This is a genomic window from Nocardia panacis (assembly GCF_003598715.1).
Lineage (GTDB): Bacteria > Actinomycetota > Actinomycetes > Mycobacteriales > Mycobacteriaceae > Nocardia > Nocardia panacis.
The window spans coordinates 87652-101431 of sequence record NZ_QZFU01000055.1 but is presented as its reverse complement, the minus strand read 5'-3'; the positions used below and the strand labels follow the sequence as shown (position 1 = coordinate 101431).

Sequence of the window (13780 nt, the reverse complement as noted above, 5' to 3'; positions counted from 1 at the left end):
TCAGGCCGGGAGGGTGAAGCCCTCGGGCGGCGAGCCCTCGACGAACAGCATCTGCACCCGAGCTTTGCCTTCCCGTATCTGTCGGGCCTGTCGGTACTCGGGAGAGTCGTACCACTGGCGCACCCGACCCATGTCCGGGAATTCGAGGACTATGAGTCGGGGTGAATCCCAGGTGCCTTCCACGGGTTCGGGTGTGGGACCCGCGACCAAATAGCGGCCGCCGTGGCCGAGGATCGACTTCTGGGCTATGGGCGCGTAGGCCCAGCCTGCCTCCTCATCGAGTACCTCGACATTGACGATGACGTACGCGGACATCCGATCCCCAATCTTGGACACAGTGTATAGTAATGTCACGCATAAGAGTATTGAAACGCTGTATCTTGTCAATATGGGTGAGGTTGACAACGTGAACGTGCCGACCCGCAGGCAGCGGCTGCGGGCGGAGACCAGTCGGGAGATCATGGCGATCGCGCTGAAGCAGATGGCCGAGGAAGGGCCGGGGTCGATCTCGCTGCGCGGCATCGCCCGTGAGATGGGCATGACCGCCCGCGCCATCTACAGCTACTTCCCCACCCGAGACGACCTGATCACCGCCCTGATCAGCGGAATCGGCACCTCGCTCGCCGAGGCGCTGGAGGCCGCCGTCGACGCCGTGCCCGCCACCGACCCCGGCGGCAGACTGGTGGCCTGGGGTCAGGGTTTGCGCGAATGGGCGCTGGCCAACCCGGAAAGCTTCCGACTCTTCTACGGGCACCCGGTTCCCGGATATCAGCCGCCCGAAGACGGCCCGGTCGACCGGACCGCCCGCCGCGTCTGCCGAGGATTGACCCGATTGGTGGCCGACGCATGGCTCGATGCTCGCAGCGGCGAGGTCCAGGAGAACTCCTGGTCCGATCTGCAACCGGCCTACGCGGCGAAAGTCCAACAAGACCTCCCGGACGTACCCGCCGCCGCCGCGACGCTCGCGCTCCGCGTATGGGGCCGCATGCACGGCTGGGTAGCCTTGGAGGTCGACGGTCATATCGGTTCCGTCGCGAGCAACTCCGCCGCCCTGCACCACGCCGAGATGATCGACCTGGTCAAATCGCTGGGTCGCTCCTGAGCCGACGCGCAAAACCCTTGCCCGGCAACATCTCTCACGATCAAGCTGGCTTCGCGCCGCTTTCCGCACCACAACCCGATGTAGACATGCGCATACACCCCAACTTCTACACCGTTGACCATGAGGGTCCCGGACGGCTGAGCATCATGGCCAAGCCACGCGGTGGCGACTGGCTCGAAGACGAGATGACCGCTCTGAAAGAGTCCGGCGTCGACCACTTGGTCTGCGCGCTCACCGCCACTGAACTCTACGAATGCGACCTCGAGGCCGAAGAACGCACGGCACGCGAGGCCGGCCTGCGGTTCGTATCCATCCCAATCGTCGACCGCGGCGTCCCCGACCTGGCCGGCGTGCTGCCGACCCTCCAGTACCTAGCGGCGGAACTGAACGCAGGCGCACACGTCCTCACCCACTGTCGCTTCGGCATCGGCCGCGCCTCGCTACTGGCCGCCGCGCTCCTCGTCATCAATGGCTCCGACCCAGACACAACATGGCATCGACTCGAACAAGCTCGTGGACTCACCGTTCCGGACACCTCGGAGCAACGCGAATGGATTGACAAGCTGCCGCAACGGGCCGCGCTCCTGAATCGGTTCGCCACGTCCTAGCCGAAAGGGATGTAGCGCACTTCGTCGAGCTGTACCAAAGCGGGATCTCCAAGTCCGGTAACTCGCCCAACACGCCCTGCACTGCCAATAACATCACCCCGGCCTCGAACCCGCCACGGCACCCGACGCAACCACCCGGCAACAAGGGCAAAACCTCAAACGCAATAAAACCTCAAGAATCCAACTTCCGAAGAACCTCCAACAACCGGTCCCGATCTTCAAAAGAAAGACCAGAAAACACCTCCTCCCCAGCCTCGAGCCGAGCCGAAACCATTGCCCCCAAAACCTTCTCCCCTTCGGCAGTAACCCCAACAAGCACAACCCGCCGATTCCCGGAATCAACAGTCCGAGAAACCAACCCCATCCCCTCCAACGAATCCACCACCCCGGTAGCGGACCGAGCCGCGATATCCAGCCGAGCCGCTACCTCACTCATCCGCAACGCCCCCTCGCCCCTCCCGATAACCCGAAGCGCCCTCGCCTGCCCCGGACTGATCCCAAGCGGAGCCAACAGCACCATCTGCCTGCGCCGAATCCGCCGACCGGTCCGCAGGAACAGTTCGACAAGCTCACCCTCACCCATGACAGTGAGGATACCTCATTGTTGCATGGAACAATTATGAGCCATACTCAGTTAAGGGGAGAGACGAAAGAGGGCACCCATGCATGAACTCCGCCGCATCCTGCGACTGTTCCACCCGTACCGAACCCGCCTGGCGCTGGTGGCGGCCCTGGTCGGATTGTCGTCGCTGGTGGCGTTGGCTTCGCCGTTCATGCTCCGCGCGATCCTCGACGAGGCGCTGCCGCAGGGCCGCACCGGACTGCTCACCCTGCTGGCGTTGGGCATGGTCGTGGTGGCGGTGCTGACGAGTGTGTTCGGCGTGCTGCAAACGTATATCTCGACGGCGGTGGGCCAGGAGGTCATGCACGACCTGCGGACCGCCGTGTACGCGCAATTGCAGCGGATGCCGCTGGCTTTCTTCACCACGACCCGGACGGGTGAGATCCAGTCGAGGATCGCGAACGATATCGGGGGTATGCAATCCACGGTCACTTCGACCGCTACATCGCTGGTCTCGAATTTCACCACGGTGCTGGCGGCGGTCACGGCGATGTTCGCGCTGGATTGGCGATTGACGCTGGTCTCGCTGCTGATGTTGCCATTCTTCGTGTGGGTGAGCCGACGCGTCGGCGGCGAGCGTCGCCGGATCACCGGTGAGCGGCAGCGCAAGCTGGCCGGAATGTCGGCGATCGTGGAGGAGTCGCTGTCGGTGAGCGGAATCCTCCTGGGGCGCACCATGGGTCGTTCACCGGCGCTGGTGCGGGATTTCACGCGGGAGTCGCGCGGCTTGGTGGACTTGGAGATTCGCGCGAGTATGGCCGGGCGCTGGCGGCAGTCGACGATCCAGATCGTCCTGTCGGCCATGCCCGCCGTGATCTACTGGGTGGCGGGTTTGACGGTGGCGCAGGGTCATCCGCTGGTGTCGATCGGCACGCTGGTGGCCTTCACCACGCTGCAGGCGAGCCTGCTGCGGCCGATGGTGCAGTTGTTGAATACCGGTGTGGACGTGCAGAGCTCGCTGGCGCTGTTCACTCGAATCTTCGAATATCTCGATCTGCGACCGGATCTGGACGAGCCGGCGAGGCCGGTGCCGATGGGGGTCATCGAAGGCGGGGTTCGATTGGAAGGTGTGGGCTTCGGCTACGGGGAGCGTGCGGTCCTGTCGGATATCGATATCGAGGTCCCGGCGGGGACGAGTCTGGCGGTGGTGGGGGAAACCGGCTCGGGTAAAACGACTCTCGGCTATCTGGTGGCGCGGCTCTATGACGTGACGCGCGGAGGGGTGCGCATCGACGGACGGGATGTGCGCGAGATGAGTTTCGCCGATCTGACGCGCGCCGTTGGCGTGGTCTCCCAGGAGACCTACCTGTTCCACGCCTCGGTCGCCGATAACCTGCGCTTCGCCAAACCCGATGCGACGGACGCGGAACTGCGCGCGGCCGCGCGCGCCGCCCGGATCCACGATCACATCGCGAGCCTGCCCGACGGCTACGACACGGTGGTGGGGGAGCGCGGCTACCGATTCTCCGGCGGCGAGAAGCAGCGTCTCGCGGTGGCGCGGGCGATCCTGCGCAACCCGCCGATCCTGGTTCTGGATGAGGCCACCAGCGCCCTGGACACCCGCACCGAACAGCAGATGCAGTCGGCCCTGGACGCGCTGGCGGCCGGTCGCACCACCATCACCATCGCGCACCGACTCTCGACGATCCGCGACGCGGACCAGATCGTGGTGCTGGATCGGGGTCGCATCGTGGAACGCGGCACCCACGAGGAACTGCTGGCCCGCGAAGGTCGTTACGCCGCACTGGTTTCCCGTGACGAGACGGTGAGTATCGCCGCGTGAGAACGGTTTACCAGTGGATATTCACCGGGTCGCCGACATTGATGGTGTCGTAGACCCAGGCCGCGTCCTCGGGTGCGAGGTTGATGCAGCCGTGGCTGACATTCGAATTGCCTTGCTGGGCAACCGACCACGGCGCGGAATGGATGTACACCCCGCCCCAGGTCAGTCGTTCGGCGTATTCGCCGTTGATGACGTAGCCCTCCGGTGAGCTGAGCGGGATGCCGATGGTGCGTGAATCGAACACCACGCTGCGAGCCTTCTCCAATACCGGGAAGGTGCCCGCAGGCGTCTCCCAACCGGACTTGCCGTAGGAGGCGGGCATCGTCCGCACCACCTGACCGCCGATGCTGATGCTGAAGGTGTGCGCGGACATGTCGCCCTCGCCGGTTACCCCGGCATTGGTTTGGAATCGGGTCTGGATCCCGCCGAAACGGACATCGATCGGCGCGCTCGCTGGCAGCGCGCTATTGGGCGTCCAGCGCAGGTCCCGGCCGTCGAGCCAGGAAAGTGTGCCGCTGACCGGCCGCGGCGCGGTGATGGCGAGTGCTCGTTCGGCTCCGGCCCGGTCGGCCACCTCGGTGGCGAAGCGCACCGTGACGGGTGCGGCGATGCCGACCAGTTGACCGTTGGCGGGTGCGATCCCGATGACCGCCGGTGGTGCGTCGATCATGGCGGCGGTGGCCGCACCTGATCCGAATGCGCCGAGCGCGATGATCGCGGTGGCGAGAAATAGTTTTTCGAGTGCGCCCCTCATGGCTCCACCCCTTCGAGCTGGTGTGGTACGCGAGAGTTCAGTTTACGCCGTCCATGATCAACCGGAACAGGGCGAAGTCAGAGCGGTTGCGGTTCCAGCGCGGCGCGGGTGTCGAAATCCCGGCGTGCGGTCGTGATCCGCTGGTGGTTGCGCACCGACCAGACGCCCATGGCGTGACTCAATTCGCCCAGGCTCGCACCCAATTCGGTGAGCGAATATTCCACGCGGGGCGGCACCGTGGGGTAGACGGTGCGTCGGACCAGTCCATCGCGTTCCAAATTGCGCAGCGTGCGTGTGAGCATCTTCTGGGTGATGCCGTCCAGACGGCGGCGCAGGTCGTTGAAGCGGACGGCCCCGCCGTGTTGGCGCAGTGTGCCGAGCACCAGCAGCACCCATTTGTCGGCGAGGACGCTCAGAACCTCCCTGGCCGGACAGCGTTCGAGATAGCTTTCGACCAGATTGTCGGATTCGGCCCAGCCGCAGACAGTATCCATCGGGTACCTCGGGATCATGAAAGTGCCTTCTTTCCAATGGATACTAGGCCGCCGCAGAATCTTTAGCATGTTCGCGATTGTGCAAGAGGAATTGGGCGGTCCCGAGGTGCTGAAGGGAGTCGAGGTCGATCGGCCGGTGCCGGGACCCGGTGAGGTGCTGGTGCGGGTGGGCGCGACCAGTGTGAACGCGGCCGATTGGAAGTTGCGTTCGGGTGAGATCCGCAAATTGGGCGAACCACCGTTCACCCTCGGACTCGATGTATCGGGAGTGGTGGTCGAACTCGGCGCGGGTGTGGATCGGGTCGCGGTGGGGACGGAGGTCTACGCGATGGTGCTGAGTCGATTCGGTGCGTACGCCGAGTATGTCGCGGTGCCCGTCGAATACTCGGCTCGCAAACCTTCGACCATCGATCATCCGCAAGCCGCCGCATTGCCGACCGCCGTACTCACGGCATGGCAGGCATTGACGAATGTCCGTGCCGGACAGCGGGTTCTGGTGCATGCGGCGGCGGGCGGCGTCGGCCACCTCGCCGTGCAGATCGCCAAGTGGCGCGGCGCGCACGTGCTGGCCACGGCGAGCGCGGGCAATCACGATTTCCTGCGCGAACTCGGCGCGGACGAGCCGATCGACTATCGGACAGCGGATTTCACCGAGCAGGCCCGCAATATCGATCTGGTGCTCGACCTCGTCGGCGGCGAGTACGGCACCCGCTCACTGAAGGTGTTGCGCCCCAACGGGGTGCTCGTCGACACGCTGGGCAATGACGCCGAGAGCGATCCGCGCTACCTGCGGCACTATGTCGAGCCGAACGGCGCGGATCTGGAAGTGATCGCGGGCCTGGTGGATCGAGGTGAACTGCGGGTGCACGTCGATCGCGTACTGCCGCTGCGGGATGCGGCCGAAGCGCACGCGATCGGCGAAACAGGCCACACCCGAGGCAAGATCGTGCTCGTGCCTTAGCTTTCAGCCGCGCACTGCGTGCAGCACATCGGCGTGCAGTCCGTCGGCGCGGGCGGCGAGCTCCTCGATGCGCAGCAGGACGGAAGCGAAGCGGTCGCCCTCGGCGGCGGGCAGCGAGCGGACGTTGATCTCGATATTGAGCTGGGAGCTCAGGGCGGCGGCCCGGCAGGCGTCGGCGGCGGCGCCGATATCGGTGACGACATTCGGGTTGCCGATCGGGAACAGCTCGGTGGCCAGGGACAGCACCTCGTCGGCCTCGTCCACCACCGCGGCGGGCACCTGCGCGGCCTGGACGAGCGCGGCATTGATGGCGGCGGTGCGGGCCGCCGCCTGCTCCTCGGTGTCCTTGGGCAGCTTGTACGCCTCGCCGACCGCCGTGAAGGCGGCGGCGTCGGCGTCGGCGAGCGCCAGGCAACGCTCCCGCGCGGCGTCGGCGGCCTCGATGATCCGGTCCACCACCGGGCGGTTGTCCGCATCCTTGGCCCTGGTGGTGTAGCGGGCGACCATGGCGACCAGCGCCGCGCCCTGTGCGGCGTGCAGCGCGGCCACCGCGCCGCCGCCCGGTGCGGGAATCTTCGCGGCCAGGTCGGACAGGTACTGCTCGAGGGTGGCCTTGGCGAACGGCTGCGACACGGGCGGATGGCCTTTCAGTATTCGGGGGCGGGTGCGGTGCGTGGCCAACGCTACCGCAACTATGTTTACGGCTATGAAGATCGGATTGGGCATCAACTATTCGGGCGGGTTCAAAGAGGCGGCGGCCGAAGTCGCCGATCTGGAACGCGCCGGACTGGACATCGTGTTCGTGCCGGAGGCGTACTCCTTCGACGCGGTGAGCGCGCTGGGCTATCTCGCCGCCAAGACCGAGACCCTGCTGTTGGCCTCCGGGATTCTGCAGATCTACACCCGCACCCCGAGCCTGACCGCCATGACCGCCGCCGGACTCGACCACGTCTCCGACGGTCGCTTCATCCTCGGGCTCGGCGCGTCCGGCCCGCAGGTCATCGAGGGCTTCCACGGCGTGCCCTACGACGCGCCGATCGGTCGCACCAGGGAACTGGTGGAGATCTGCCGCAAGGTGTGGCGGCGCGAACGCCTCGAGTACCAGGGCAAGCACTACCGGATCCCGCTGCCCGCCGAGCGCGGCACCGGTCTGGGCAAGGCACTCAAACTGATCAATCATCCGGTGCGCGAACGCATTCCGGTTCTGCTCGCGGCCCTCGGTCCGAAGAATGTGGAATTGGCCGCCGAGATCGCCGAGGGCTGGCAGCCCATTTTCTTCCTGCCGGAGAAGGCGCGGCAGGTATGGGGCGAGGCGCTGGAAAACGGTCTGGCCAAACGTGATTCGCAGTTGGGCGCGCTCGAGGTGTATGCCAGCCCCACGCTGGCCATCGGCGAGAACGTCACGCCGCTACTGGAATTCGTGAAACCGCACGTGGCGCTCTACATCGGCGGTATGGGCGCGAAGGGCCGCAACTTCTATCACGCGCTGGCCACCAAATACGGCTACGGCGCGCAGGCCGACCGCATCCAGGAGCTCTACCTCGCGGGCAAGAAGGAGGAGGCCGCCAAGGCCGTCCCCGATGATCTGATTCGCGATATCTCGCTCATCGGCCCGGCGAGCTACGTCAAGGAGCGGATCGCCGCCTTCGCCGAGGCAGGGGTCACCACCTTGAACGTCGTTCCGATGGCGGCGACCCCGGCCGAGCGGGTCAAGCTGATCGAGCAACTGCGCGAACTCTGCTGAGACTCAGCGCCTGCGCAGGCTGGCCAGGGCCTCGTCCAGGGTGGTGTGCATGGCGAAGACCTGGTCGAGGCTGGTCATCCTGAGCTGGCGGCTGGTGGCGGGACCCTCCGCGACGAGCGCGATCTCGGTGGCCGCGCCCGCCCGCTTGTGCGCGGCCACCAGGGTGGCCATGCCCGCCGAGGCCAGGAACCCCACGGCGGTCAGGTCGATGACCAGCGCCGCGGGTTTGCCGCCGAGGATCGACTCGATCGCGCTCTCCAGTGCGGGTGCGGTGGCCAGGTCCACCTCACCGACCACGGTGAGCACGGTCGCGCCGTCGCGTTCGTCGACCGACGTGGTCATGGTGTCCGCCAAGGGATACGCATCTCCGGAAGTGTTGGTCACAGCATTCCAATCTGCCATGAACCGTGCCTTCGTGCCGCATCGTCACCCAGAAATCTGCCGGTTCGTCCCACGCAGTGGGTTCGCCACCGGAAAAGCGATGGCGGGCAAGGTGACCGACATGCGGACTCTGGTGCCCGGTCCGGTGTGGTCGATATCCAATTCCTCGGTCAGGGCCCGCATCATATCGATGCCGCGACCCCGGTGGCCCGGATCGGCCGATCGGGGTTTCCAGGTGCCGTTGTCGAGCACCAGGATCACCACCTGCTGGGTGCCGCACTCGGCCCGCAGCAACACCGAACCGGGTTGTGCCGCAGCATCCTTGGTACGGTAGGCGTGTTCGATGCTATTGCTGCACGCCTCATTGGCGGCGGCGACCAGGTCGGCGGCCAACTCGTGCGGGACGGCGGCGGCGGCCAGCCACGCCTTGAGCGCGCGGCGCATGGGCGCCAGCCGGGTGGCCTCGGCGGGCACCTCCAGATGCAGCGGGGCGGGCGGCTGCCGGTACACCACCATGGCCACGTCGTCGTCGTAGCCCGCGGCGGGACGCAGCCGCGACAGCACCGCGTCGGCCACCTCGCGCGGCAGTTTGCCCGAGGTCTCGGCCAGCACCGCCGAGATCTCCGCGAAACCCTCGTCGATATCGACCCCGCGCCGCTCCACCAGGCCGTCGGTGAACAGGACCAGCGTCGACCCCGGTGCGAGCGCGGTGGTGGCCTCGGGACGGCGCGGGGGTTCGAAGGTGGCCAGCGGCACCGAGCGCCCGTTCTCCAGCAGTCTGCCCCGCGCCCGCACCTCGGCCAGGATGGGCGGCATATGTCCGGCGCTGCTGTAGCGGACCAGTCCGCGCACCGGGTCGAGGACCGCGGCGCACACCGTGGTGCACATGGCGCCGGGAATTCGGGCCGCCACCGGATCCAATTCGGTGAGCAACTGCGCCGGTCCGGCGCCGCGCAGCAGTAAAGCCCTTGCCGCCGTGCGCAATTGGCCCATCACCACGGCTGCCGACAGACCGCGACCCACGCAGTCGCCGACGACGACGCCGATGGTGCCGTCCTTGAGCGGCACCACGTCGTACCAGTCCCCGCCGATCTCCAACGGCGGCAGCGCGGGTTCGTAGTGCACCGAGAAGCGCGGCGGCAATTCGATCGGCCCCAGCATGGCCCGTTGCAATGTCAGGGAGGTGGAGCGGGCCTGGTCGAAGTTGCGCGCCCGCTGCACCGCCAGGCTGAGATGACCGATCAGCAGCGAGAACAGCGTCCAGTCGGCGGCGCTGACGGCGCGCGGCGCGGCGAAGCGCAGCCACAGCGCGGCATCGCCCGTCTCGCCGAGGGGTGCGACGATGCCTTCGGCGTAGTCGGCGCCGTCCGGAATCGCGAACAGGCTGCGGGCCGGGGTGCGCCGTGCCCGGTCGAGCAGCGCGCGGCCCTCGTCGTCAGAATCCTCTTGCGCGCCGGAGATATACACCTCCGGCCCGGTCTGTCGACCGGGCCAGACCGAGACGATCGCGGTCTGCGCGCCCACGGTGCGCCGCACCTCGTCCAAGCCGACCGCGAGCACCTCCACCACGCTGGTGGCCGCCGCGACCGCCGTCGCCAGCCGGGAGGCCGCCTGCTCGCGCGCCCGCGCGTCGTGCTCGGCGGTGATATCGCGAATCGTGCCGACGTAGATGCGCTCGTTGTTCTCCGGTTTGATCAGGGCGCTGGTGCTGACCCCCAACCACACCACGCGCCCGTCGCGATGGCGGATCGGCAGCACGAACCGCTGCGATTCGGAGACCAGGTCCCGATAGTCCGGACCGTCGGGCAGGGTCCACGGATGCGGTTGCGGATAGGGCACCTCCGTCGGGCCGTATCCGGTCAGCGCGCCGAAGGCCGAATTGACCTCGACGATGGCGCCCTGCGCGTTGGCGACGAAGAAGCCGTCCTGCAGCGATTCCACCAGCGCGGTGCGGAACGCGTCGCGATCGGCGAGATCGTCGGCGCGGGAACGCTGTTGCTCATAGCGGCGGGCGCCGTCGAGATAGCCTCGGGTGGCGATATCCAGCGCGGCCAGCGTCTGCAACAGGAATTCCAACGCGATCTCGTCGACCGCCGGATCGCCGCCGCCCGCCGCCCGCGCCACCCGGTAGTGGTTCTCGGTCAGGTCGAGCAGGCTGATGCCCTCCACCAGGGCGCGCCTGCCGAGTTCGTAGCCCTCGGCCAAACCGGCCTGATCCGGCGCGTCCAAGTGGCGGCGCAGGGCCGCGGCGTAGTCGTCGAGGAAGGCCGACAGCGTCGCGCTCACGGGGGCGTCGCCGTCCCGCCGCGATGCCGCGCCGCGAGCACCAGGGCGTCGTCGGTGTCCTTGGCGTGCCTGGCCAGGATCTCGGCGGTGATCTCGGCGGTGGACCTGGAAAGGTCGATGCCGTCGGCGGATTCGGGGACGATACCGTCGGTGGCCATCAGCAACAAATCGCCGGGGCGGACCGGAATGGTCTGCGGCTGCAGGTTTTGCGGTAACCGATAGCCGACAATGCCCGCGGTGAGCAAGACGGTGGCGCGTACGGTGAGCCCGCCGGGCCCCAGCGTGAGCACCCGCGACTCGACATTGCCCACCCCGAGCCAGCGCACCGTATCGCCCGCCTCGAACAGTGCCAGCGATACCGCCGCGCCGCGGGTATCGGCCATCGCCCGATGACACAGCACCATCAGGACATCCAGCGGTTCGGCCCTGTTGTCCGCCAGGACCTGCGCGGCCCGGTCCGCGGCATCCGCGGCGGGCGCGCCGTGCCCCAAACCGTCGAGCACCGCGAACAGCACCGAATCGCCGCCCGCGTCCAACACCACGCCCCGATCGCCGGAGACCCGCTGACCGGGAAGTGCCCGACCGGCCACCGCCCACTCGATCCGGCCGATGAACCCGTCCTCACGCACCGCTGGGCACCCACTTCCACATTTCCACCAAAGTGCCTCGGCCGGGCGCGGATTCGATGGACAGCCGATCCATCAATCGACGCGCGCCGGGCAGCCCCAAACCCAGACCGCGGCCGGTGGAATACCCGTCCTCCAGGGCGCGGGTGATATCCAGGATGCCCGGACCCTGATCCTCGGCCTGCACCACCAGCGCCGGACGACCCTCGCGATCGTCGACGAGCAACCGGATCTCTCCGCTCCCAGCGTAACTGGTGATATTGCGGGCGATCTCGGAGATCGCCGTGGAGATCATGGTGCGATCGGTCAGCGAGAAGCCGAGTTTGGCCGCCAGTTCACGGCCGGCCTGTCGCGCGGTCACGATGTCGCCCGACACCTGTACCGCGATCACCACATTCTCAGCGGCCACTGTCACGACCGTCTCGTTGGCGGCGGCGGGCGGGCGTCTTGTGGGCCAGCCAGGCCAGGCCCTCCTCCAGATCCAGGGCGGTGTGCATATCCTCGAAGGTGAGGCCCAACTGGACCATGGCGAAGGCGACTTCCGGTTGCAGGCCGACGATCACCGTATCCGCGCCGCGCAGCCGCGTCATGTGCGCGATGGTGCGCAGCGATCTCGCGGCGAAGGAGTCCATCACGTCGATCGCGGTGACATCGACGATGATGCCGTGCGAGCGATATCTGCTGACCTGCGTCATCAGGTCGTCCTGGAGGCGTTCGGTATCGGCGTCGGTCAGTGCGGACTGGACCGACGCGATCAGATAGTTTCCCTGCTTGAGTATCGGAACCGGCATGACCCCGCCTGGTCAGCGACCGTCACGCTCGCCGGCGCGCTCGGTGCGCGAAACCTCGTACCCGAGCAGCCTTTCCGCCTCCTCGATGCCGCCCTGCAGGTCGCCCACCGCATTCATCTTGGACAGATCCAAGCCGATGGTGACCAGTGTGAGGGCGATCTCGGAGGACAGACCGGTGATGATGACATTGGCACCCATGAGACCCGAGGCGTCGACGGTCTGCACCAGGTGGTTGGCGACGGTGGAGTCGATCTTCGGGACACCGGTGATATCGATGACGACGACCTTGGCGCGATTGGCCCGGATGGCGCGCAGCAACTGTTCGGTGAGCTGGCGGGCGCGCTGTCCGTCGAGGACGCCGATGATCGGCAGGATGAGCAACTGCTCGCGCACCTGCAGCACCGGGGTGGACAGTTCGCGAATGGCCTCCTGCTGCTGGCGGATGACGCGCTCGCGTTCCTGGACGAAGGAGACGGTCACGGTGTTGGCGATGCGGTTGGCCGCGGGCTCGTAGGCGTCGAGCACCGCGTTGAGCAGTTCGAAATCGGCCTGATACTTCTGGAACAGCGAGCGGGCCAGCACATCTCGCAGCAGCAGCACGATGCCGATGACCTCCTCGATCTCCACGCCTCGGGGAATGATGCGCTCGGACAGATCGCGGGCGTAGGCCTGAAGTGCCTCGGCGCTACCGGTTTCGAGCACCTCGACGTAGTTGTCGTAGATCGAGGTGGCTTCGGAGAAGACCTCCTCCGGCGTCATCGCCGTGAGCAGTTGGGCATCGCCGATGCGGCGCGCCCACTCCTCGCGCAGCGCCGTGCGGTTCTGCCGCAGATGTTCGACCAGCTCGGGGAGCAGGTTGTCGACGGGGCCTGCGGCCACCGTATCCGCCGAAAGGCTCGTGGACACCTCGGACATGGAGTTTCCTGCCCCTTTCGACGCTTGGGTCGGTCTAAGCGATCGGACTGAACGTGCTGCTCGGTTGCGAGCCGTTACCGAGCCTAGTCATACCCGCGACCCCTCGCCGCCGAAACCTGCCGGTACATCAGGAGCGAATCCGCGCGCGAGAGCGGTCAGTGCCTCGTCCAGATAGACCGTCAGATCCGTGTCGGCGCGACCCAGCCAGGCGTCGAAGGCGGCGCGGGCCGCCGCGAGGGTGCAGCGGCCGACGGCGAGGGGGATGAGGGCGTCCTCGGGTTGGTCGAGTCGGGCGGCGGCGAACGCCCCGACGGCCCGCTCCCAGGCGTCGTAGTGCGCGCCCGCGGTGGCGGCGAGCGCCGGAATCGAGCTGACCAGGCGCATTCTGGTGCGCAGTTCGGGGACGTCCTCGGCGCGATACCGGTTGGCGTTGACCACGACTCGGCGCACGGCGGTCATCATGGGGACGTCCTCGGGCATGTCGGCGAAGGCGGCCCGCAGTGCGGCGACCTCGGCGTCGAACTGGTACCAGAGCACTTCGGCCTTGGTGGGGAAGTAGCGGAAGAAGGTGCGGCCGCTGATTCCGGCCGCGGCGGCGATCTGCTCGACGGTGGTCTCCTCGAAGCCGCGCTCGTCGAACAGGCGCATGGCTATCAGTTCGAGTTCGCGTTTGCTGGTGCCGCGGGGCCGCCCGCGCGTTGCCGTCACGGGTA

General features: G+C 67.1%; 17 protein-coding genes. 5 read left to right on the top strand and 12 right to left on the bottom strand.

Going from position 1 to position 13780, the window contains the following annotated elements:
• Positions 1 to 336 carry a DUF1330 domain-containing protein gene (locus tag D5S18_RS32875; RefSeq protein ID WP_203237029.1) on the bottom strand — a complete coding sequence of 112 codons (336 nt, stop codon included), beginning with the start codon at positions 334 to 336 and terminating at the stop codon, positions 1 to 3.
• Positions 337 to 388: 52 nt separating this feature from the next.
• On the opposite strand from D5S18_RS32875, the gene D5S18_RS32870 reads away from it, so the two are divergent.
• Both D5S18_RS32870 and D5S18_RS32865 read left to right on the top strand, forming a co-directional pair.
• Positions 389 to 1102, top strand: a complete 714-nt coding sequence (locus tag D5S18_RS32870) for a TetR/AcrR family transcriptional regulator (RefSeq protein ID WP_120045035.1) — start codon at positions 389 to 391, stop codon at positions 1100 to 1102.
• Positions 1103 to 1119: 17 nt separating this feature from the next.
• Entirely contained in the window at positions 1120 to 1710 is a 591-nt protein-coding gene (locus tag D5S18_RS32865) for a protein-tyrosine phosphatase family protein (RefSeq protein WP_203237028.1), read from the top strand.
• A gap of 172 nt (positions 1711 to 1882) precedes the next feature.
• Here D5S18_RS32865 and D5S18_RS32860 read toward each other — a convergent pair whose 3' ends face one another.
• The gene (locus D5S18_RS32860; protein ID WP_239004180.1) at positions 1883 to 2230 is read right to left on the bottom strand and encodes a MarR family winged helix-turn-helix transcriptional regulator; all 348 of its coding nucleotides are present in this window, start codon (positions 2228 to 2230) and stop codon (positions 1883 to 1885) included.
• Between the two features lie 142 nt (positions 2231 to 2372).
• Here D5S18_RS32860 and D5S18_RS32855 point away from each other — a divergent pair, with 142 nt between their 5' ends.
• Positions 2373 to 4115, top strand: coding sequence for an ABC transporter ATP-binding protein (locus D5S18_RS32855; protein WP_120045033.1), 1743 nt, complete (start codon positions 2373 to 2375; stop codon positions 4113 to 4115).
• 7 nt (positions 4116 to 4122) lie between these two features.
• Here the strand turns inward: D5S18_RS32855 and D5S18_RS32850 are convergent, their stop codons facing one another.
• Both D5S18_RS32850 and D5S18_RS32845 read right to left on the bottom strand, forming a co-directional pair.
• Entirely contained in the window at positions 4123 to 4869 is a 747-nt protein-coding gene (locus D5S18_RS32850; protein WP_120045032.1) for a L,D-transpeptidase, read from the bottom strand.
• Positions 4870 to 4946: 77 nt separating this feature from the next.
• On the bottom strand, positions 4947 to 5363 hold the full coding sequence (locus tag D5S18_RS32845; RefSeq protein ID WP_120045031.1) for a winged helix-turn-helix transcriptional regulator: 417 nt from the start codon (positions 5361 to 5363) through the stop codon (positions 4947 to 4949).
• 67 nt (positions 5364 to 5430) lie between these two features.
• Here D5S18_RS32845 and D5S18_RS32840 point away from each other — a divergent pair, with 67 nt between their 5' ends.
• Entirely contained in the window at positions 5431 to 6324 is an 894-nt protein-coding gene (locus D5S18_RS32840; protein ID WP_120045030.1) for an NADP-dependent oxidoreductase, read from the top strand.
• Positions 6325 to 6327: 3 nt separating this feature from the next.
• On the opposite strand, the gene D5S18_RS32835 is transcribed toward D5S18_RS32840, so the two are convergent.
• Entirely contained in the window at positions 6328 to 6957 is a 630-nt protein-coding gene (locus tag D5S18_RS32835) for a cyclodeaminase/cyclohydrolase family protein (protein ID WP_239004159.1), read from the bottom strand.
• A gap of 73 nt (positions 6958 to 7030) precedes the next feature.
• On the opposite strand from D5S18_RS32835, the gene D5S18_RS32830 reads away from it, so the two are divergent.
• Positions 7031 to 8068 (top strand): LLM class F420-dependent oxidoreductase, encoded by a 1038-nt coding sequence (locus tag D5S18_RS32830; protein WP_120045028.1) that lies wholly within the window; start codon positions 7031 to 7033, stop codon positions 8066 to 8068.
• Positions 8069 to 8071: 3 nt separating this feature from the next.
• Here D5S18_RS32830 and D5S18_RS32825 read toward each other — a convergent pair whose 3' ends face one another.
• The 7 genes from D5S18_RS32825 to mftR all read right to left on the bottom strand — a co-directional run bounded on the left by D5S18_RS32825 (position 8072) and on the right by mftR (position 13775).
• Entirely contained in the window at positions 8072 to 8410 is a 339-nt protein-coding gene (locus tag D5S18_RS32825; protein WP_120045255.1) for an STAS domain-containing protein, read from the bottom strand.
• 84 nt (positions 8411 to 8494) lie between these two features.
• Positions 8495 to 10735, bottom strand: a complete 2241-nt coding sequence (locus D5S18_RS32820; protein WP_120045027.1) for a SpoIIE family protein phosphatase — start codon at positions 10733 to 10735, stop codon at positions 8495 to 8497.
• Complete coding sequence (locus tag D5S18_RS32815; protein WP_120045026.1) at positions 10732 to 11364, bottom strand: SpoIIE family protein phosphatase; 633 nt, start codon at positions 11362 to 11364, stop codon at positions 10732 to 10734. Before D5S18_RS32815 ends, D5S18_RS32820 begins: the two co-directional genes overlap by 4 nt.
• Positions 11357 to 11770 (bottom strand): anti-sigma regulatory factor, encoded by a 414-nt coding sequence (locus D5S18_RS32810; RefSeq protein ID WP_120045025.1) that lies wholly within the window; start codon positions 11768 to 11770, stop codon positions 11357 to 11359. Before D5S18_RS32810 ends, D5S18_RS32815 begins: the two co-directional genes overlap by 8 nt.
• Entirely contained in the window at positions 11760 to 12152 is a 393-nt protein-coding gene (locus D5S18_RS32805; RefSeq protein WP_120045024.1) for an STAS domain-containing protein, read from the bottom strand. Before D5S18_RS32805 ends, D5S18_RS32810 begins: the two co-directional genes overlap by 11 nt.
• A gap of 12 nt (positions 12153 to 12164) precedes the next feature.
• Positions 12165 to 13067 carry an STAS domain-containing protein gene (locus D5S18_RS32800; protein ID WP_120045023.1) on the bottom strand — a complete coding sequence of 301 codons (903 nt, stop codon included), beginning with the start codon at positions 13065 to 13067 and terminating at the stop codon, positions 12165 to 12167.
• 87 nt (positions 13068 to 13154) lie between these two features.
• Positions 13155 to 13775 carry a mycofactocin system transcriptional regulator MftR gene (mftR, locus tag D5S18_RS32795; RefSeq protein ID WP_120045022.1) on the bottom strand — a complete coding sequence of 207 codons (621 nt, stop codon included), beginning with the start codon at positions 13773 to 13775 and terminating at the stop codon, positions 13155 to 13157.
• Between the last annotated feature and the right edge of the window lie 5 nt (positions 13776 to 13780).